This is a genomic window from Luteimonas flava (assembly GCF_036584485.1).
In the GTDB taxonomy this organism is placed as follows: Bacteria; Pseudomonadota; Gammaproteobacteria; order Xanthomonadales; family Xanthomonadaceae; genus Luteimonas; species Luteimonas flava.
In genome coordinates this window covers 329666-348291 of sequence record NZ_JAZHBM010000001.1, presented here as the reverse complement: position 1 = coordinate 348291, position 18626 = coordinate 329666, and the positions used below count along the sequence as shown (strand labels likewise).

Annotated in this window: 13 protein-coding genes and 2 pseudogenes; 9 read left to right on the top strand and 6 right to left on the bottom strand. The window is 69.5% G+C overall.

Features of this window, described 5'->3' with window-relative positions; all coding sequences use genetic code 11:
- Window positions 1-255 precede the first annotated feature (255 nt).
- The 5 genes and pseudogenes from V3391_RS01580 (at window position 256) to V3391_RS01560 (ending at window position 7996) form a co-directional block, all read left to right on the top strand.
- The gene (locus tag V3391_RS01580) at window positions 256-627 is read left to right on the top strand and encodes a hypothetical protein (RefSeq protein WP_332076677.1); all 372 of its coding nucleotides are present in this window, start codon (window positions 256-258) and stop codon (window positions 625-627) included.
- Between the two features lie 723 nt (window positions 628-1350).
- Window positions 1351-3054: an NAD(P)/FAD-dependent oxidoreductase gene (locus V3391_RS01575; protein ID WP_332076676.1), complete on the top strand. Its 1704-nt coding sequence runs from the start codon at window positions 1351-1353 to the stop codon at window positions 3052-3054.
- A gap of 103 nt (window positions 3055-3157) precedes the next feature.
- Entirely contained in the window at window positions 3158-5242 is a 2085-nt protein-coding gene (locus tag V3391_RS01570; RefSeq protein ID WP_332076675.1) for a protein kinase domain-containing protein, read from the top strand.
- Between the two features lie 96 nt (window positions 5243-5338).
- Window positions 5339-6040, top strand: a complete 702-nt coding sequence (locus V3391_RS01565; protein WP_332076674.1) for a DUF502 domain-containing protein — start codon at window positions 5339-5341, stop codon at window positions 6038-6040.
- Window positions 6041-6096: 56 nt separating this feature from the next.
- A pseudogene (locus V3391_RS01560) lies at window positions 6097-7996 on the top strand (DUF885 domain-containing protein).
- A 184-nt stretch (window positions 7997-8180) separates the two neighbouring features.
- Here the strand turns inward: V3391_RS01560 and V3391_RS01555 are convergent.
- On the bottom strand, window positions 8181-8396 hold the full coding sequence (locus V3391_RS01555) for a hypothetical protein (protein WP_332076672.1): 216 nt from the start codon (window positions 8394-8396) through the stop codon (window positions 8181-8183).
- On the opposite strand from V3391_RS01555, the gene V3391_RS01550 reads away from it, so the two are divergent.
- The 3 genes from V3391_RS01550 to bla all read left to right on the top strand — a co-directional run bounded on the left by V3391_RS01550 (window position 8362) and on the right by bla (window position 10612).
- Window positions 8362-8778, top strand: a complete 417-nt coding sequence (locus tag V3391_RS01550) for a hypothetical protein (RefSeq protein ID WP_332076671.1) — start codon at window positions 8362-8364, stop codon at window positions 8776-8778. The two genes, V3391_RS01555 and V3391_RS01550, sit on opposite strands and share 35 nt — an antisense overlap.
- 15 nt (window positions 8779-8793) lie before the next feature.
- The gene (locus tag V3391_RS01545; RefSeq protein ID WP_332076670.1) at window positions 8794-9672 is read left to right on the top strand and encodes a bile acid:sodium symporter family protein; all 879 of its coding nucleotides are present in this window, start codon (window positions 8794-8796) and stop codon (window positions 9670-9672) included.
- A gap of 61 nt (window positions 9673-9733) precedes the next feature.
- Window positions 9734-10612, top strand: coding sequence for a subclass B3 metallo-beta-lactamase (gene bla / locus V3391_RS01540; RefSeq protein WP_332076669.1), 879 nt, complete (start codon window positions 9734-9736; stop codon window positions 10610-10612).
- 148 nt (window positions 10613-10760) lie between these two features.
- Here bla and V3391_RS01535 read toward each other — a convergent pair whose 3' ends face one another.
- Together V3391_RS01535 and V3391_RS01530 are read right to left on the bottom strand one after the other, a co-directional pair.
- Window positions 10761-12230 carry a M16 family metallopeptidase gene (locus V3391_RS01535; RefSeq protein ID WP_332076668.1) on the bottom strand — a complete coding sequence of 490 codons (1470 nt, stop codon included), beginning with the start codon at window positions 12228-12230 and terminating at the stop codon, window positions 10761-10763.
- A gap of 10 nt (window positions 12231-12240) precedes the next feature.
- Entirely contained in the window at window positions 12241-13662 is a 1422-nt protein-coding gene (locus V3391_RS01530) for a M16 family metallopeptidase (RefSeq protein WP_332076667.1), read from the bottom strand.
- Window positions 13663-13830: 168 nt separating this feature from the next.
- Here V3391_RS01530 and V3391_RS01525 point away from each other — a divergent pair, with 168 nt between their 5' ends.
- The gene (locus V3391_RS01525) at window positions 13831-14286 is read left to right on the top strand and encodes a hypothetical protein (protein ID WP_332076665.1); all 456 of its coding nucleotides are present in this window, start codon (window positions 13831-13833) and stop codon (window positions 14284-14286) included.
- 80 nt (window positions 14287-14366) lie between these two features.
- On the opposite strand, the gene V3391_RS01520 is transcribed toward V3391_RS01525, so the two are convergent.
- The 3 genes and pseudogenes from V3391_RS01520 to V3391_RS17785 all read right to left on the bottom strand — a co-directional run.
- Entirely contained in the window at window positions 14367-15653 is a 1287-nt protein-coding gene (locus tag V3391_RS01520) for a dicarboxylate/amino acid:cation symporter (RefSeq protein ID WP_332076664.1), read from the bottom strand.
- A gap of 156 nt (window positions 15654-15809) precedes the next feature.
- Window positions 15810-17687 (bottom strand): S8 family peptidase, encoded by a 1878-nt coding sequence (locus V3391_RS01515; protein WP_332076663.1) that lies wholly within the window; start codon window positions 17685-17687, stop codon window positions 15810-15812.
- Between the two features lie 108 nt (window positions 17688-17795).
- Window positions 17796-18623 (bottom strand): annotated as a pseudogene (locus V3391_RS17785) (YadA family autotransporter adhesin); the annotation flags it as partial.
- Window positions 18624-18626: the final 3 nt, after the last annotated feature.

Below are 18626 nucleotides of genomic sequence, written 5' to 3'. Positions count from 1 at the left end.
GCACCCTCTGCAGGCTGCGCGCGCAACCAGGCGAGCGTTCCGACCAGCTGCAGGCGGGCCCGCACGAACGTAAGCGTCGTACGCCGGCCCAGCGATATCGCTCAGAATGCAGCCTGCGCTGTTGGCGATGCATTCGAAACGGCTGAAGAACGGACGCGCGTCTTCCGACACGAAACGCCGGTCGAGACGCAGCGCCTCAGCGGCGGCATCCGTGCATCCCTGACCGACTCGATCCGCGGCCATCGCTGCATAGCCATGCTGGTCGAACACCAGCCACTCGCCGACTTCGTCAGACGTCATCTGCTGCGCCACACGCTGTCCCAAGGCGAACTCTCCGCGCAATGCCGGGCAGACGCTTGCTTCGATCTCCGTTGGTGCGGACACCGCAGCCGCGCAGCTGTCGGGCAGCGCAATGTCCGCAGGCAGTTCTACCAGCATGTCGGCGAGCAAGCGTCCGTAGCCTTCGGTCACGAGCCGGGTGAAGTACATGCGGGAAATCAGGAGATCGCTGTTCGCGCCGAGCCGTCGCGTCGTGGACAAAGCCATGCAGGTCGCATCGACCGCTGCCAGTCGATCCCCTTGGCCGAATGCCACAGCATGTGCGGTCAGCGGCCACGCCAACAGTGAAAAAGGCGGAATCGGCGCATCCACGCGGACAGGTAAGCGCGATGCAAGATGGTCGTATTGCGCGAGCGCTTCCACCCGCGCGATCAACTTGCGGTTGGCCTCCACCAGCGCTGCGTAGCCGTCAGTGTCGCTACGCACAAGCGCCAGACACGGCTCACCGGCGATCTGACAATGCGTGAGCGGAGTGTTCCTGTCGGGTTGCAGGTCGGCATAGCGCGTATTCGCACTGCTTTGAGGTTCCAAGGACCGCAACGCCGGCGCCGAGGAAAGTGCCGCCATGTCGGCATCCGCTACCGAAGCGATCTCCGCTTCCGGCACGTCGTAGCGCAGCAGCCAGACCGCATCAAAGGCGTTGCGCCCTGCGACCGCGTTCGGCATCTGCATGCGCTGCAACGCAGCCTGCTGTTCCGGCGTCGGCCCACGCAGCCGCGACCACGTCCACAGCGCCGCGAGCACGAGCACGAAGACCAATAACCCCAAGCCCAACCGTTTCAACCAGCGCATGCACGCTCCCCTGATCCGCGTCCTGCGGACCGGCAGTCTGCCATTGCGGCGGCCTGTCTGCGATCGCTCGAGGGCCCCGCCTGCATCGTGCCCGGAGGCGCGCCGGGTATCCTGTCCGCCGCGCCGGCCCCTGCGCCGGATGCATCGACGTCTCCCATCGCGTGCGTGCGATGCGTCACGCCGGCAGACCCGCGCCCGCCTCCACCGCCCTGAATCCCGATGCTCCGACTCACCGACCTCAAACTGCCCCTCGACCACGACGATGCCGCACTGCCCGCGGCGATCATCGCGCGGCTGGGCATCCACGCCGACGAGCTCACCGGGTTCACCGTGGCCAAGCGCAGCTACGACGCGCGCCGGCGCGGGGCGATCGTGCTGATCTATTCGGTCGACGTGGAGACGCCGCGCGAGGCCGACATCCTGCAGCGGCTGGAACTCGATCCCGAAGCCGCGGCTGCGGGCGAGCAAGGCGACGGCGCCGCGGCCAGTGGCAGCGGCAAGGTCGGCGCATCGCCGGACACCTCGTACCGCTTCGTCGCGCGCGCCCGCGATGCGATGCCGCTGCGCCCGCTGGTGATCGGCACCGGGCCCTGCGGCCTGTTCGCCGCGCTCGTGCTCGCGCAGATGGGCTTCCGGCCGATCGTGCTCGAGCGCGGCAAGGCGGTGCGCGAACGCACCGTCGACACCTTCGGCCTGTGGCGCAAGAAGGTGCTGAATCCCGAATCCAACGTGCAGTTCGGCGAAGGCGGCGCGGGCACGTTCTCTGACGGCAAGCTCTACAGCCAGATCTCCGACAAGCGCCACCACGGCCGCAAGGTGCTGACCGAATTCGTCGCCGCCGGTGCGCCCGATGAGATTCTCTACGTCAGCAAGCCGCACATCGGCACGTTCCGGCTGGTGTCGATGGTCGAACACATGCGCGCGACGATCGAATCGCTGGGCGGCGAGATCCGCTTCTCCAGCCGCGTCGACGACCTGCTGATCGACACCGATGCCGACGGCGTGCGCCACATCCGCGGCGTGACCCTGGCCGGCGGCGGCGAGATCCGCAGCGATCACGTGGTCATGGCGCTGGGGCACAGCGCGCGCGACACCTTCGCGATGCTGCACACGCGGGGCGTATTCCTGGAAGCCAAGCCGTTCTCGATCGGCTTCCGCATCGAGCACCCGCAGTCGCTGGTCGACGCCGCGCGCTTCGGCCCGCAGGCCGGTCATCCGCTGCTCGGCGCCGCCGACTACAAGCTGGTGCACCACGCGCGCAACGGCCGCTCGGTCTACAGCTTCTGCATGTGCCCCGGCGGCACCGTGGTGGCGGCGGCCAGCGAACCGGGCCGCGTGGTGACCAACGGCATGAGCCAGTACTCGCGCAACGAGCGCAATGCGAATGCGGCGATCGTCGTCGGCATCACGCCCGAGGATTTCCAGCCCTACGCGCCTGAAGGCGGACCGCTGGCCGGTATCGCGCTGCAGCGCCACTGGGAGTCGAACGCGTTCGCGCTCGGCGGTGGCGAGTACGAAGCACCGGGCCAGCTGGTCGGCGACCTGCTCGCCGGGCGTGCATCGAGCGCGTTCGGCAGCGTCGTGCCGTCGTATACGCCCGGCGTGCGTCTGGGCGATCTGTCGGGCGCGTTGCCCGAGTATGCGATCACCGCGATCCGCGAAGCGCTGCCGGCCTTCGACCGCCAGCTGCGCGGCTTCGCGATGCACGATGCGCTGCTGACCGGCGTGGAAACGCGCACGTCCTCGCCGCTGCGCATCACACGTCATGCCGACGGCCAGAGCTTGAACACGCGCGGCCTGTTTCCGGCGGGCGAAGGTGCTGGCTACGCCGGCGGCATCCTGTCGGCGGGCGTGGACGGCATCAAGGCCGCCGAGTCGGTGGCGATGGCCATGGTCGCCGCCGGGCACGCGCGCGCGGCTTGAGGCCCCGCGCTGCGCACGGCGCGACGCGCGCGTCGGACCCGGAAACGCATCACACCGTTTTCCGGCGCGCCCTCGGTATGCTGTGCGGCGCACAGGGGGAACCATGTCGTACACGTCAGCCGGGCCCGATTCGACGGTCTTTCCGGACATCGCCGGTTACCGTCTGCTGCGCATCGTCGGACACGGCGGCATGGCCACGGTCTATCTCGGCACGCAGCTCTCGCTGGGCCGCGACGTGGCGATCAAGGTCATGCTGCCCGAGGCGCTGGCCGATGAAGTGAGCCGGCGCCGCTTCGAGAACGAAGCGCGCACGATCGCCCGGCTCGAGCATCCCAATATCGTCGGCATCCACGAGGTCGGGCGCACCGATGCCGGACTGCCGTGGTACGCGATGCCGTACCTGCCGCACGGCCATCTGGGCAGCCGCGATCTCACCGGCGACCACGCCCGCGTGCGGGAAGTGCTGCGCGCCCTGCTCTCGGCGCTGGCGTACGCGCATGCGCGTGGCGTGATCCATCGCGACGTCAAGGCCGAGAACGTGCTGTTCGACGAAGCCGACCGGCCGCTGCTGGCGGATTTCGGCATCGCCCTGCGTCGCGGGTACGGCACGCGGGTCACGATGGTCGGGCTGGCCGTCGGCAGCACCGCCTACATGGCGCCCGAGCAGGCGCGCGGCCAGCAGGTCGACTTCCGCGCCGATCTCTACAGCGTCGGCGTGCTGGCCTGGGAGATGCTCAACGGCAGCCTGCCGTACCAGGGCGAGGACGCGCTGTCGATGGCGATCGCCCACACTCAGAATCCGATCCCGCGCCTGTCGCCGCCGCTGCGGCACTGGCAGCGTTTCATCGACCGCGCCCTGGCCAAATCGCCCGGCCGCCGCTTCGCCGACGCCAACCAGATGCTGCAGGCGCTGGGGCAGGTGCCGCAGCGCGACGGCAAGCGCGAACCGGTCGTCACCGGTACGTTCCGGCGCATCGGCGAAGGCGCACGTCGCCTCGGTACCGGTGCGCGGCATGTCTCGCCGATGCTGTGGATTCCGGCGGTGCTGGTGGTCGCGGCCGGCATCGGCTTTCTGCTGCGTCCGTCCGGCGCGCCGGACGTCGCGGCCGCGGCGCCCGGCCAGGTGGTCGCCGCCGATGGCGCCACGGCGCCCGTCGATGCCGAGGGCCTCGCCCATGACGACGCGCGCACCTCCACCACCGTGGCCGAGGCAGACGCATCCGCGGCACCGAAGGCTGCGCCGGTCTCGGCGTCCGATCGCCACCTCGGCGATGCGGAGCGCCAGTTGCGTGCCGGCTATCTGGCCGCGCCCGCCGGCGCGAACGCGTTCGAATCGCTGACCCGCGCCTGGCAGGCCGATCGCGAACACCTGCGCTTCGCGCCGCTGTCCGGCCGCGCGTTCGATGCAGCCGGCGCACTTGCCACGGCACTGATCGCCAAGGGCGAGCACGGCGATGCGAGCGCGCTCCTCGCCGCTGCGCGCCAGCATGCGGCCGCCACCGGGCAGGCCGACGGCGACGCGATGCGCCGCCTGCGCACCCGTGTCGACGACGCGCTCGAAGCGCGTATCGGCCAGGCGGTCACCGATGTCGATCGCGGCGAAGCGGTCGCGAGTCTGGCCTCGGCCGAAGCCGTGGGCCTCGACGCCGCTGCGACCTCGCGACTGCGTCGCCAGGCCATGACCATTCCCGATGTCGCCGCGCTGGCCGCCAGCGTCGCCGGTGGCGCCCGCGTGATCCGCAGCAGCGACGGCGTGTACGCGATCTCCAATGCGCCGGTCACGCGGGCGGACTACGCCGCCTTCGTCGCGGCGACCGGCCACAAGTCCGCGGCGTGCCGCGCGCGCGGTTCCGTTTTGCGTGCGCTGTCGCCGAAAGACTGGGAGAACCCCGGATTCGAGCAGTCCCCGTCCGATCCCGTGGTCTGCGTGTCCTGGCACGATGCGGTGGACTATGCGCGCTGGCGCAGCGAACGCGAGGGCCGCAGCATCGTCGTCGCCTCCACCGCCCAGGGCGCCAGCGTCGCCACGCGCGCGGTCGGTCCGGCCGAATGGCGCAGCGACTGCGCGGCCGCGTGCAAGGACCGCATCGCCGCCGGCCGCAGCCAGCGCGACGAACTCGCCAGCCGTGCGCTGGACCCGCGCCGCGGATACGACGACGTCGGCTTCCGCCTCGCGCATCTGCCCTGATTCGAGCGGTCGGGCGACGGTGGCCGTGCGCCACGCTTCCGCGGTGCAGTCGCGGGGCGCATCATGTTGCGTTCCCCACCCCACCCGCGGATTCCAATGAGTGCCCACACCCTGGGCGGACGCCTGCAGCGTCTGTTCCTCACCGGCCTGTTGACCCTGCTGCCGATCTGGCTGACCTGGATCGTCGTCAAGTTCGTCTTCGTGCTGCTGTCCAACATCAGCACGCCGTGGGTCGCGCCGCTGGCGCACCGGATCGCCGCGGGCTTTCCGAATTCGATGGGCTGGATCAACGCGGTCTCGGTCCAGGCCACGATCGCGATGCTCGCGACCATCGCGTTGATCCTCGGCGTGGGCTGGCTCGCACGTCGCGTGATCGGCCAGCGCATGCTGTCGTGGGTGGACGCACTGGTGCGCCGCATTCCGCTGGCGAACGTGATCTATTCCAGCGCGCGCAAACTGCTCGACATCCTGCAGACCAAGCCCGACGGTACCCAGCGCGTGGTCCTGATCGACTTTCCGCACGCGGAGATGAAATCGGTCGGCTTCGTGACCCGGGTGATCCGCGAACAGGGCACCGGCCGCGAACTGGCCGCAGTCTACGTGCCGACCACGCCGAATCCGACGTCGGGCTATCTGGAAATCGTGCCGCTGGAGAAGATCACGCCGACCGACTGGACCGTCGACCAGGCGATGAGCTTCATCATCTCCGGTGGCGCCGTCGCGCCGGATACGATCCCGTTCGATCCGCCGCCGGCGCCGCCCGTGACGCCAGCCACCTCGGCGCCGCCCGCGCCCTGAGTCCGTGACCTCCGGCCCTTGCCGGCCTTGCGTCGCGTTCGACAGCATCGACCCGAATCGCCTCTGGAGCCCGACATGCAGCAGCCGCTCGTTCTCGCCATCGCCATCGCAATCGCCGCCGGTGGCGCACTCGTCGGCTGCAATCGCGATGCGCCCGCGCAGACCGCGGCCGCCCCCGTCGCCGAAGCGCCGGTCGAAGATGCCGCAGCGCGCGCCGCCAGGTTGACCACGCTGTATGCCGAATACTGGGAAGACGTGCTCAAGCTCAATCCGGTGCAGGCGACGTTCCAGGGCGATGCGCGCTACAACGACCAGCTACCGGATTTCGGCAGCGCCGAATACCGCGAGCAGGTGCGCAGCTTCAACGAGCGCTGGCTCAAGACCGTCGAGGCGGTCGGCAGCGAAGGTCTGCAGGGGCAGGACCTGCTGAGCTATCGCATCTTCGTCGACGACCGCCGCAACGCGCTCGACGGCGAGCGGTTTCCGGGCTGGATGATGCCGGTCAACCAGATGGGCAGCATCGTCAGCTACTCCGTGCTGCTGGGCTCGGGCACGAATGCCCAGCCGTTCGCGACCGTCGCCGATTACGACGCCTGGTTGCGCCGCGCCGCGCGCATTCCGGTGCTGCTCGACACCGAGATCGCGAACATGCGCGCCGGCATCGATGCCAATGTCGTGCAGCCACGCGTGGTGATGGAGAAAGTGCTGCCGCAGTTCGACGCGATCCTCGTCGACGACGTGGAGAAGAGTCCGTTCTGGGGGCCGGTCGACACGTTTCCGGATGACATTCCGCAGGCCGATCGCGAACGTCTGACGGCCGCGTTCCGCACGCTGATCGCCGACCAGCTCAATCCCGCGATCCAACGCCAGCGTGACTTCATCGCCAACGACTACATGCCGCACACGCGCGACAGTGTCGGCCTCGACGCGCTGCCCGACGGCATGGCCTGGTATGCGTTCTCGGCCAAGAACCAGACCACGTCCGACCTCACGCCCGATGCGATCCACCAGATCGGCCTGGATGAAGTCGCGCGCATCCACGAGCAGATCCGCGGCGTGATGGAGGAAACGAAGTTCGAAGGATCGCTGCAGGATTTCTTCCGCTTCATGCAGACCGATCGGCGTTTCGAGTTCCGCTCCGAAGACCAGTTGCTCGCGCACTACCGCGCGATCGAGGAGAAGATCGAAGCCAGGGTGCCCGACCTGTTCTCGCTGACGCCCAAGGCCGGCTTCGAGATCCGTCCGATCGAGGCCTTCCGCGCCGCGTCGGCCGCAGGCGGCGAGTACATGAGCCCCAGCGAGGACGGCACGCGCCCGGGCATCTTCTACGTCAATACCTTCGACCTGCCCACGCGCAAGCGTTGGGATGCCGAAGATCTGTTCCTGCACGAGGCGATCCCCGGCCACCACTTCCAGCTGGCGCTGCAGCAGGAACTGACCGACCTGCCCGCGTTCCGCCGCTTCGGCGGCGAGACGGCGTACATCGAAGGCTGGGGTCTGTACGCCGAAAGCCTGGGCAAGGAGCTCGGCCTCTACACCGATCCCTACGATTACTTCGGCCGCCTGCAGGGCGAGCTGTGGCGGGCGGTGCGCCTGGTCGTCGACACCGGCCTGCACAGCAAGGGCTGGACGCGCCAGCAGGTGCTCGACTACATGTTCGAGAACTCTTCGGTCAGCGAACCCGATGCGATCGCCGAGGCCGAGCGTTACATCGCATGGCCCGGCCAGGCACTGGCTTACAAGATCGGCGAACTCAAGATCCAGGAACTGCGCAAGCGCAGCGAGGCGGCGCTGGGCGAGGCGTTCGACATCCGCGCCTTCCATGCGGAAGTGCTGAAGGACGGCGCGCTGCCGTTGCCGTTGCTGGACGCGAAGATCGACGCGTGGATCGCGGCGCAGCGTGGGCGGGCGGACGACCAGCCGATCACGATGGCGCCGGCGGGCGTCGAGTCGTAAGGAATTTCGCGCGGAGCCATCCGACCGGAAATCGCGAGCGCATCGACCCTGTTCGCTGTTCAAATGGAAGGCGCTGGATGACCAGCCGTTCGGCTGTTGAACACCGGCTTTTGCCGGAATGACGGAATCGGACTGAACCACGCGCATCATGTGGTGGCGATCTCCCTCGTCATCCCGGCGGCTTTCAACAGATGAATGTCTGGTCAAGCAGGAAGCGCTCGTCAACAGCGCGCAGCGGTAGTCGTCCAGCGACCCGCTCCGGGGAATCAAGCAACGCGCGGCGCATGCCGCGATTGCCGCACCGCCGCTTGCCCTCCTCCACCCGCCGCGCGATGCTGCAGCCCGGTTCGCGCTGGGGAGGCGCCATGATCCGCACGATGTTCTCGGTGATGCTCGGCATGGTCGTCGCCATGATGGTGATGCTCGGGCTGGAGTTCTTCGGGTCGTGGATGTTCCCGATGCCCGCCGGGCAGCTCGCCAACGAAGCGGACCTCGCGCAGATCGTCGCCAATGCACCGACCGGCAAGCTCGTCTGGGTGCTGGGCGGCTGGCTGCTCGCCGCGGTCTGTGGCGGCTGGGTCGCGGCGCGGCTCGCACGCGTGCGCCGCATGAGCGCCGCGATCGCGGTGGGTGTGCTGATCGTGCTGGGCGTGATCGGCAATGCCTGGATGCTGCCGCATCCGCTGTGGATGACCCTGCTCGGTGTGATCGGGCCGATCCCGCTCGCCTGGTGCGGCGGCCGGCTTGCACTGCGGCGCGATCGCGTCGACGCGCGCACCTGAGCCGAAGGACGTTCCATGCAGGCATCGCTGCTGACCACCGTGCTGTTGCCGCTCGCGCTCGGCGTGATCATGTTCGGACTCGGCCTCGGCCTGACGCTCGATGATTTCCGCCGCGTCGCACGCTATCCGCGTGCGGTGCTGATCGGGCTCGTCCTGCAGATCGGCGTGTTGCCGTGGGCGGCGCTCGCACTCGCGCTGCTGTTCCGGCTGCCGCCCGAACTCGCCGTCGGCCTGATGCTGCTGGCCGCATCGCCCGGCGGCGCGACCGCGAACATCTACAGCCACATCGCGCGCGGCGACGTGGCGCTCAACATCACCCTGACCGCGGTCAACAGCGTGCTGTGCCTGGTCACGCTGCCGATCATCCTCAACCTGTCGCTGGAGTTCTTCCTCGGCGCCGGCCAGTACGTGCCGCCGCCGACGCGCAAGATCGTCGAGGTCGCGCTGATCATCCTCCTGCCGGTCAGCATCGGCATGCTGGTGCGCGCGTTCGCCAGCGGATTCGCCTCGCGGATGGAGAAGCCGATCCGCTTGCTGTCGGTGATCGTGCTGGTGCTGCTGATCGTCGCGGCCGTCGCCGGCACCTGGGACACGCTGCTGGCCTACTTCGCCGCGGTCGGCATCGCCTGCCTGCTGTTCAATCTGGTCAGCATGGGCGCCGGCTACGCGGCGCCGCGGGCGCTGCAACTGCCCCGCCGGCAGGCGATCGCGATCGCGATGGAGATCGGCATCCACAACGGCACCCTGGCGATCTTCATCGCGCTCAGCGTGCTCGGCAACGCGACGATGTCGGCGCCTGCCGCGGTCTACAGCCTGCTGATGTTCTTCACCGCCGCCGCCTTCGCCGCGTGGCTCAACCGGCCCGGCGCGCGCGACGCGAACGCGAGCGCCTGAAGCGGGTTGCAGGACGCGCTGGACGCGGCAGACTGTGCGTCCGCCTGCCGCTGGACCTCCGATGCGCCCGTTCCCGCTCGCCTGTTCGCTCGTCACCTGTCTGCTGTCGGCGGCGTTGACCGCCAGTGCTGCGGAATCGCCGCTGCCGCAACTTGAGGCCTACACGGTCGATGCGTCGTGGCGGCAGCCGATCGCGCCGGTCCGCATCGCCGATCGCACCTGGCAGATCGGCACCGAAGGACTGACCGCACTGCTGGTGATGACGGACGACGGCGCCGTACTGCTCGATGGCGGCATGCCGCAGGCTGCGGATCTGCTGCTGGCGAACATGCAGCGCCTGAACGTCGCACCGGGCGATCTGCGCCTGCTGCTGTCGAGCCACGCGCACGCCGATCACGCCGGTCCGTTCGCCGCGCTCAAGCGCCGCACCGGCGCGCATCTCGTCGCGAACGCGGAGTCCGCGGCGCTGTTCGCGCGCGGCGGCAGCGACGACCTGCACTTCGGCGACGAGATCACGTATCCGCCGGTGCAGACCGACCGCATCGTCATGGACCACGAAGTGGTGTCGCAGGGCGGCACCGACTTCACCGTGCATTTCATTCCCGGCCACACGCCCGGCAGCGTCGCGTGGACCTGGACCGACACCCGCGACGGCCGCCCGGTGCGGATCGCGTACGTCGACAGCCTCAGTGCGCCGGGCTACCGGCTGCAGGGCAATCCGCGCTATCCGCGCCTGGTCGAGGACTACAGGCGTTCGTTCGATGTGGTGCGCGGCCTGCCCTGCGATCTGCTGCTGACGCCGCATCCCGGTGCGAGCGAGTGGAACTACGCGGCTGGCGATACGGCGGGCGCAAAGGCGCTGACGTGCGCGGCATATGCGGAGGGCGCGGCGACGCGGTTCGAGGCGCAGCTCGCGGCAGAAGACGCGAAACCGCGTTGAGTGCGTTGAGAAGGCGAGCATCGGCCCTGGATCACGTCCCGATGCGGTGACGGGCACTCTCGCGCTTCACCCGTGCCGCAACGCCACTCGACAACAGAAGGCCCCGCACGTGCGGGGCCTTCTGCGTTGCGTGGGACGAGGCGAGGATTTACTCGCCGCTGCCGAAGGCCCCGTACGTCTTCAGCTGCTCGGCGACGGCCGCATCGCCGACCACGACGATGTTCTGCTGCTTCGGATCGAAGAACTCGCGCGCGACCGCCTGCACCTGCGCCGCGGTCACGTCGTTGACCTTGTCGACGTAGGTGCTGAGGTAGTCGGCCGGGCGTCCCAGCAGCCAGTTGCCGGCGAGCGCGGACGCGACCGCGTACTGCAGCTGGTTCTGGAACAGGTAGGTCCCGGCGGTGAAGCGCTTGGCGCGCTGCAGTTCATCGGCGGGCACCGCCTGCTCGCGCATCGTCTCGAACTCCTTGAGGAACTCGCCGATCGCGGCCCCGGTCACTTCGTTGCGCACGTCGGCCTGTGCCTGGAAGGACCCGCCCTCCGCGCGCAGGCCGAAGCTGCTGCCGGCGCCGTAGGTATAGCCCTTGTCCTCGCGCAGATTGCGCATCAGCCGGCTGTCGAAGCCGCCGCCGAGAATCGTGTTGGCCAGCGCTGCGGGGATGGCGCGGTCGTCGTCCGCGTCGAAAGCCGGACGGCCGATGCGCACCGCCGACTGCACGCTGTTCTCGCGCGGCACGAGCACGAACTGCGGGCCCTTCGGATACGCCGGCGCCGCGACCTCGGCGATCGGATCGCCACGGCCCTGCCAGTTGCCGAACATCGACTCGGCCAGTGCCTTGGCCGCCTCCGGCGTTACCGGCCCTGCGATCACCAGCAGCGCATGGTCGGGCCGGAAACGCGCGGCATGCGCGGCCTGCAGGCCGGCGATGTCGGTACCGTTGATCGCCGCTTCGGTCGGCAGCGTGTTGCCGTAGGGATGATCGCCGAACAGCACGCGACCCATCGCACGGTTGGCCTGGTAGCTCGGCTGCGCCTGCATGGCCTTGAGGCCCTGCAGCGCATTGGTTTTCGCCAGCTGCACTTCGTTCGCGGGGAACGACGGGTTGCGCACCACGTCGGCGAACAGCGTCGCCAACGGCTGCGCCGACGACGACAGGCCCGACGCGCTGACAAACAGGCCGTCGTTGCTCGCGGTCGCGCCGATCGAACCGCCGAGGCGATCGAGTTCCTCGGCGATCTGCACCGAACTGCGCGTGGCGGTGCCTTCGCGCATCAGGCCCGCGAGCAGGTTCGACATGCCCGGCAGCTGGGCCGGATCGCTGGCGAGACCGCCGCGCACGGCGAGCACGTAGTCGACACGTGGCAGGCCGCCCTGGCGCGGCAGCACCCAGACGGTCAGTCCGTTGTCGAGCCTGTGTTCGACGAGGCCGAGTTCGGGCAGCGGCTTGTCGGCGCCGTAGTCGGGCAGGCCCGCGGGCAGCTCGGTCGGCGGTGCGGTGGTGGGCGGTGCGCCGGCGGCGGCCGGCTGCTGCGCGCAGGCCACGCTGGCGAACAGGCAGGCGCCTAGCGCGAGTGTGAGCGGACGCAGGCCGCGGGTCGGAATGTGGTGCTTGTGCATGTCGATCTCCTCAGTCCTGCGCCGGTGCGGCAGCGGGCGCCGGCGCAGCCGGCGGGGCGATGCCGCGCGCGGGCGCCAGTGCGGCCGGCACGCGGTCGATGACGGTGCGGTTGGCATCGATCAGATAGGTCTTCGCCACGCGCTGCACGTCGGCGACGGTCACCGCCTGCACCCACTCGGGCACCTTGTTGAGCGTCTCCGCATCGCCCCACAGCAGCTGCGCCTTGGCGAGCTCGTCGGCGCGCGAGATGAAGGGCTCCAGGCCGTTGACGTAATCGGCCAGCAGCTTGGTCTTGGCCGCGGCCAGCGTTTCGGCGGGCACGCCTTCGGCAACGATGCGTGCGACTTCCTCGTTGACCGCGCCCAGCACCGCGTCCGGTTCGACGTTGGGCTTGTACAGCGCGAACAACGTCAGCAGCGTCGGGCCGTCATAATCCCAGGCGTGGCCCAGTGGCCAGCCGAGGCCGCCGTCGATGTTGAGCAGCTGCTCGCGGCCCTTGACCAGGCCCTGGTACAGGCGCGAGGCGTCACCACCGGCCAGCAGCTGCGAGAGCACCGCCATCGGTGCGTGGTCGGCGTGGCCGCGTGCGGGCATCTTCCAGCCCACCGCGAGCGCCGGCACCTGGGCGAGCGCATCGGCCTGCGCTTCGCGCGTGCCTTCGGTGTTCAGCGGTTCGGACACGTCCGGACGTGCGGGCGTCGCACGCGAGGGGATGTCGCCGAAGTATTCCTCGACCATCGCGAAGGCTTCGTCCGGCGAAATGTCGCCGGCGATGCCGATGACCGCGTTGTTCGGGCCGTAGTAGTCGCGATGGAAGGCTTCGACATCGGCGAGCGTCGCGCCTTCGAGATCCTTGAAGCTGCCGTAGCCGTCGTGCGCGTTCGCCCACTTCGAGAACGCCAGACGGTTGATGTCGAACACGAAGAACAGCCCGTAGGGCTGGTTCTGCACGTTGACGCGGATCTCCTCCTTGACCACGTCCTGCTGGTTCTTGAGGTTCTCGGCCGAGAAATTCAGCGTCTTCATGCGGTCCGCTTCCAGCCACAGGATCGGCCGCAGCGCCGAGACCGGCGCGGTCTCGATGTAGTTGGTGTAGTCGGGACGCGTGGAGCCGTTGAGGCGACCGCCGCCGCCCTGGATCACGCGATCGAACGTGCCCTTGGGCGCGACCGGCGTGCCCTGGAACATCAGGTGTTCGAACAGATGCGCGAAGCCGGTGCGGTTCTCGGGTTCGAGACGCATGCCCACGTGATAGACCACGCTGACGCCGACGGTCGGCGAGCTGCGGTCCTCGGAGACGACGACGGTCAGGCCGTTGTCGAGCGTCTTCGTTTCGATCGGCAGACGCCAGTCGGCCTGCTGCGCGGCCGCGGGCGCGGCCAGCATCGCGAGCAGCACGCATGCGCCACCCAGTCCTGCGAGTCGTTTCATGGTCGGTTCCCTGTCCGCCCCGCTCCCCGGGGGCACGAACCCCGACTATAAGTCGCGAGGCCGCGTGCGCGCGTGCCAGCGGTCATGCGACGCCATGCACGCGGCGCTAACAACTGCGGTGCAGACGCACGCGATGATCGCGGCCCACGTCCAGACACGGAGTTCTCGATGCGCCTCACGCCCGCCCTCGCCCTGCCGCTGCTGTTCGCCGCGACCGCCGCCCATGCCCAGAGCGATCGCGAAGTCGCCGAACGTGCGATCGAAACCGCCGCGCAGGTGTGCCCGGGACATTCCAACGCGGCCACCGGTCCGACGGTGCGCGCGATGCCGGTCGGCGCGCTGCGCGTGCTGGCCAAACACGGCGCGGTGCTGTGCCCGGACCGTCGCCTCGAAGGCGACGTCGCCGTGGTGTTCTCGCCCGACTACGGCGTGTTCCGCTGGAATCCGGACGTGCCGGCATCGGTGCAGGCGCTGCCGACGGTGGTGGGCGCGATCACCCGCAGCGAAGCATTCCCCGCCGAGACCGCCGTGTGGAACGCCGAAGGCGAGCCGCTGCGCGAGCAGGTGGTGCCGATGTTCGAGCCGCGACCGAATGCGCCGCTCAACCGCTTCCTGCATCGCTGATCAGCGTCGAGCGTCGAGCCCGATGACGACGAAGGCCGCCCGGTGGCGGCCTTCCGTTTGCGCGTCGTGACGGGCGGCGCTCACTTCGTTTCTTCGACGCCCGGATCGTCGAGTCCGACATTGCTGCGCGCCGACTCGTAGATCTCGCGGTCCAGCAGCCCGGTCTCGCGCGCCACCAGCACCGGTACCAGCATCTGGCCGGTCACGTTGGTCATCGTGCGCATCATGTCGAGAATGCGGTCGATCGCGAGCAGCAGCCCGAGGCCTTCGAGCGGCAGACCGGCCGCCGACAGCACGACCGTCGCCATCACCACCGCCGTGCCCGGCACGCCCGCGGTGCCGAAGCTGCCGAGCACCGAGGCCAGCAGGATCGCCGCGTACTGGGCGAAGCTCAGCTCGATGCCGAAGTACTGCGCGATGAACACCGAGGCGAGCGTGGGATAGATCGCCCCGCAGCCGTCCATCTTGATCGTCGCGCCCAGCGGCACGGCGAACGCAGCGTAGTCGCGGTTGACGCCGAGGTTGTGGGTGACCGCGCGGATCGCGACCGGCATCGACGCCAGGCTCGACGAACTGACGAACGCGACCTGCATACCGGGCGCCGCGCCGCGGAAGAACTTCAGCGGATTGAGGCCATGCGTCAGCAACAGGCCGCCGTAGACGAAGACGATGTGCACCGCGCAGGCGACGTACAGCGCGATGACGAAACTGCCCAGCGGCAGCAGCCGTTCGAACCCGTAGGTGCCGACGAGCGCAGCGATCAGGCCGAAGGTGCCGAGCGGCGTGAGCTCCAGCACGAACCGCGTGACCTGGATCATTGCATCAGACGCCTGCCCGACCAGCGCGCGCAAGGCCGCGACACGCTCGCCGAGCTTCACCAGCGCGAAGCCCAGCAGGCCGGCGAAGAAGATCACCTGCAGGATCTTGCCTTCCGACAAGGCCGCGAACGGATTGGTCGGCACCACGTTGAGCAGCACTTCGACCGGCGTCGGCACTTCGCGCACCGTGTAGTCCGCGGCCGCGGTCAACGAACCCGCTTCGATGCTCAGGCCCGGATTGAACGTGTAGGCGACGGCGAAGCCCACGCCGACCGCGAGCACTGCGGTCGCGGCGAACCAGCCGAAGGTGCGTCCGCCAAGTGCAGCGATGGACTGCTGCCCGTGCAGCGCGGCGACCGCATTGATCACCGCGAAGAACACCAGCGGCACTGCGATCATGCGGATCAGGTTGACGTACAGCGTGCCGAGCGGCTGCAGCCATGTCCCGGCCGCCGGCCCCATCAGCCAACCGACCAGCGCACCGAGCACGAACGCGCCCAGCACCCGCTGCCAGAACGGAATCCGGAACCACCAGGCCAGAGCATTCATTCGAGGGTTGTCCGCGACATCAACAGGCGACGATACGTGACGCCATCCATGTTGGCGATGCCGGCACCCGGACGCCAGCGTCCTATTTCCGGAACGCTGGCGCTCGGGGATCCGGTACGACGTCCGCCAGCGGGCGACGGACGCCGCGGACGGCGCTTACTGTCGCGCGACCAGCGTCAAGCCACTGTAGCTGCCGCTCAGCTGCAGGTAGTAGGTGCCGGTCCTGGGCGCGGTGATGCGGATGGTTTCGATGTTGCCCGCACGCGCGGAGCGGAATTCGTACGCCGCCGACGTCGGCACTTCGCCAAGCCGCGCGTGCAGGGTCACGTCGCCACTGCCGCCGAGCGTCATGAAACTCAGCACGCGGCCGGCCTGTGCCTCGAAGCGGTACAGCGCGCCCTCGCCGTTCGACGACAGGCCGGTGACGTTCACGCCATTGATCAGCTCGGTCCCGATCACGCAGGTTTCGGTGGCCGGGTCGCAGGGCACTTCCAGCGCCTTGGCGAGCGCGCGCGTCGCGTCGACGATGCCGACGCCGATCGGCGTGCTCGCCGGCGGTGCGACATTGAACGGACGCGCGGTGTCCTTGAGCAACGCCTCGACCTGCGCCGGGGTCAGCGGATCGCGGTCCTGTCCGGCCAGTGCGCTCTGCACCAGCGCCACGATGCCCGCGACGTGCGGCGACGCCATCGAGGTCCCCGCCAGCCCCACGTACAGATACTCACCCGAGGTGGGGGTCGTCAGGCCGTCGTAGCCGGCCTGCAGCACGTAACCGTTCCAGCCGCCGTTGCCGGGATCGAACTCGCCACCGCCGCCGGGGCCGGACACGTCCACGCGCGGACCGAAGTTCGAATAGAACGCGCGGCCACCATTGATGCGGTTCGCGCCCACGGTCACCACGTTGTCGCAGTTGGCCGGCGAATAGTTCTGCGCGTTGTCGTTGGCGTTGCCGGCCGCGACCACGACCGTGCTGCCGCGCGAGACCGCGCCGTCGATCGCCAACTGGGTCTGCGCATCGCACGCGCCCAGGCCGCCGAGACTCAGGTTGATGACCTCGGCCGGCGTCTCGTTGCGCGGCACGCCGGCCACTTCGCCGCCCGAGGCCCAGACGATCGCCTCGGCGATGTCGGACGGATAACCGCCGCAGCGGCCGAGCACACGCACCGGCAGGACCTGGGCGTCGAACGCGACGCCTGCGCCGCCGATGCCGTTGTGCGTGGCCTCCGCGACCGTGCCCGCGACGTGCGTGCCGTGCCACGAGCTCGGGATCTGCGGCGAGCCCGCGTAGCACTCGCCGGCAACGGGGTTCCAGTCGCCCAGATCGAGTGCACCCGGCACGCGCGCGTCGCTGTCGCGGCGCGAGACGAAGCTGTCGGTGATGAAGTCGTAACCCGGCAGCAGGTTGTCGGCGAAGTCCGGATGGTCGGGCAGGATGCCGGTGTCGAGCACGGCCACGACCACGCCCGCGCCGGTCGAACTGTCCCAGGCATTGGTGACGTTGATGGCGCCGGCCGACCCGCTCAGATGCCACTGGTAGCTGGCGAAGAATTCATCGTTGGGGGTGAACTGCGGCATCACCGGCGCCCTGGCGACGCCGGTCGCCTGCATGCGCCGCTCGACGTGCACGGAGGCGACCGCGGGATCGGCCGCGAGCTCGGTCACCAGCGCGTCGAGATCGCGCGCCGACAGGCTGCGCGACAGGCGCAGCACGTCGAAGCCGACGGCGGTCGTCCGCAGGTGCGCGATCTGCAGCGCGGGCAGCGCCTTCGCGGCGCGGCCGGACACGACGGGCCGCTCGACACCGGCGCGGCGGATCGCGGCGGTCGCGATCTGCAGCTTGCCGGCCGCGTCGCCGGACGCGATGCGCGTGGCGGCGTAGCGGATCACGAGACGATCCGAGGGTGCATCGGCCGGTGCGGGCGCGCCGATGCGCTGGACGATCTTGGCGCGCGTGGACGCGGCGTCGGCGAACTGCATGCCCAGGGCGCCGACGAGCGCGGCAGTCAGCGCGAGGCTGATGGTGGTCTTCTTCATGGTGATGTCCTCGATGCGGTCAGGGAGCGGCCCGCGCACAGGCGCGGACCGTGGAGGTGGAAGATCGGTAAGCAGGGAACGCCGGCGCATCGATGCGCCGGCGCGGAATCACAGGTCGATGCCGAAGCCGATGCCGGCAGAGCTCTCGTCACCGCTGAAAGCACCGCCGAGGCTGATCGACGCGCGTTCGCCGACCTTGCGGGCGTAGCCCAGCGACAGCGCGCGCTCGCCGCTCTGGAAGCCGGCGCCCACCGCGACGCGCCCGCGTGGGCTCTGCGTGCCGGCCGCATTCGTGGCCATGTTGAGCATCGCCGCGCTCATCGCGCCCTGCTTGTCCATGCGACGGTCGACATCGCTGAAACGACGTTCAACATCGCCGCGATAGGCGCTGAAGTCCTCGTTCCATGCCGCGAAGCGCCGGTCGGTATAGGCGTTCGCCGACGACAGCGTCTTCGTCGCCGTGGTGTCGGTGTAGGCGCGCGACTCGGCGACACCGGCCTGCACCTGCGCGACGTTGGCGGCATCGGTGGGCGCCGTGCCGGCGGCGACGTTGGTGATCTGGCGCGTATTGCCCGCGCTGCCCACCGAGACCGTGTTCGCCCGATCGGCCACCGCGCCCTGGCCCAGTGCGACCGCGTTCTCCGCGGTCACCGATGCGCCCTGCCCGATCGCGGTGCCCGACGCCGCGGACACCGAGGCGCCTTCGCCCACGGCCACCGCATTGGTCGCGTTCGCCGAGATCGACGTGTTCGCACCCAGCGCGGTGCTGCCGTCGGCACGCACCTGCGCGTTGCCGCCGATCGCGGTGTCGTTGGGGCCGTGTGCGTAGGCACCGCCGCCGATCGCGACGCCGTTCTCGCCGTTGGCGGCCGCGCCGCTGCCGATCGCCACCCCGTTCGGACTGTCTGCACCGACGCTCGCGGCGCCGTCGCCGCCGAT

Bases quoted from the DNA above. Each gene is read 5' to 3' on its own strand.
- bla (WP_332076669.1), top strand. From the start codon at position 9,734: ATGCGCCCGTTCCCGCTCGCCTGTTCGCTCGTCACCTGTCTGCTGTCG.
- V3391_RS01580 (WP_332076677.1), top strand. From the start codon at position 256: ATGCTGGTCGAACACCAGCCACTCGCCGACTTCGTCAGACGTCATCTG.
- V3391_RS01575 (WP_332076676.1), top strand. From the start codon at position 1,351: ATGCTCCGACTCACCGACCTCAAACTGCCCCTCGACCACGACGATGCC.
- V3391_RS01535 (WP_332076668.1), bottom strand. From the start codon at position 12,230: ATGCACAAGCACCACATTCCGACCCGCGGCCTGCGTCCGCTCACACTC.
- V3391_RS01550 (WP_332076671.1), top strand. From the start codon at position 8,362: ATGATCCGCACGATGTTCTCGGTGATGCTCGGCATGGTCGTCGCCATG.
- V3391_RS01545 (WP_332076670.1), top strand. From the start codon at position 8,794: ATGCAGGCATCGCTGCTGACCACCGTGCTGTTGCCGCTCGCGCTCGGC.
- V3391_RS01515 (WP_332076663.1), bottom strand. From the start codon at position 17,687: ATGAAGAAGACCACCATCAGCCTCGCGCTGACTGCCGCGCTCGTCGGC.
- V3391_RS01525 (WP_332076665.1), top strand. From the start codon at position 13,831: ATGCGCCTCACGCCCGCCCTCGCCCTGCCGCTGCTGTTCGCCGCGACC.
- V3391_RS01530 (WP_332076667.1), bottom strand. From the start codon at position 13,662: ATGAAACGACTCGCAGGACTGGGTGGCGCATGCGTGCTGCTCGCGATG.
- V3391_RS01520 (WP_332076664.1), bottom strand. From the start codon at position 15,653: ATGAATGCTCTGGCCTGGTGGTTCCGGATTCCGTTCTGGCAGCGGGTG.
- V3391_RS01565 (WP_332076674.1), top strand. From the start codon at position 5,339: ATGAGTGCCCACACCCTGGGCGGACGCCTGCAGCGTCTGTTCCTCACC.
- V3391_RS01570 (WP_332076675.1), top strand. From the start codon at position 3,158: ATGTCGTACACGTCAGCCGGGCCCGATTCGACGGTCTTTCCGGACATC.
- V3391_RS01555 (WP_332076672.1), bottom strand. From the start codon at position 8,396: ATGCCGAGCATCACCGAGAACATCGTGCGGATCATGGCGCCTCCCCAG.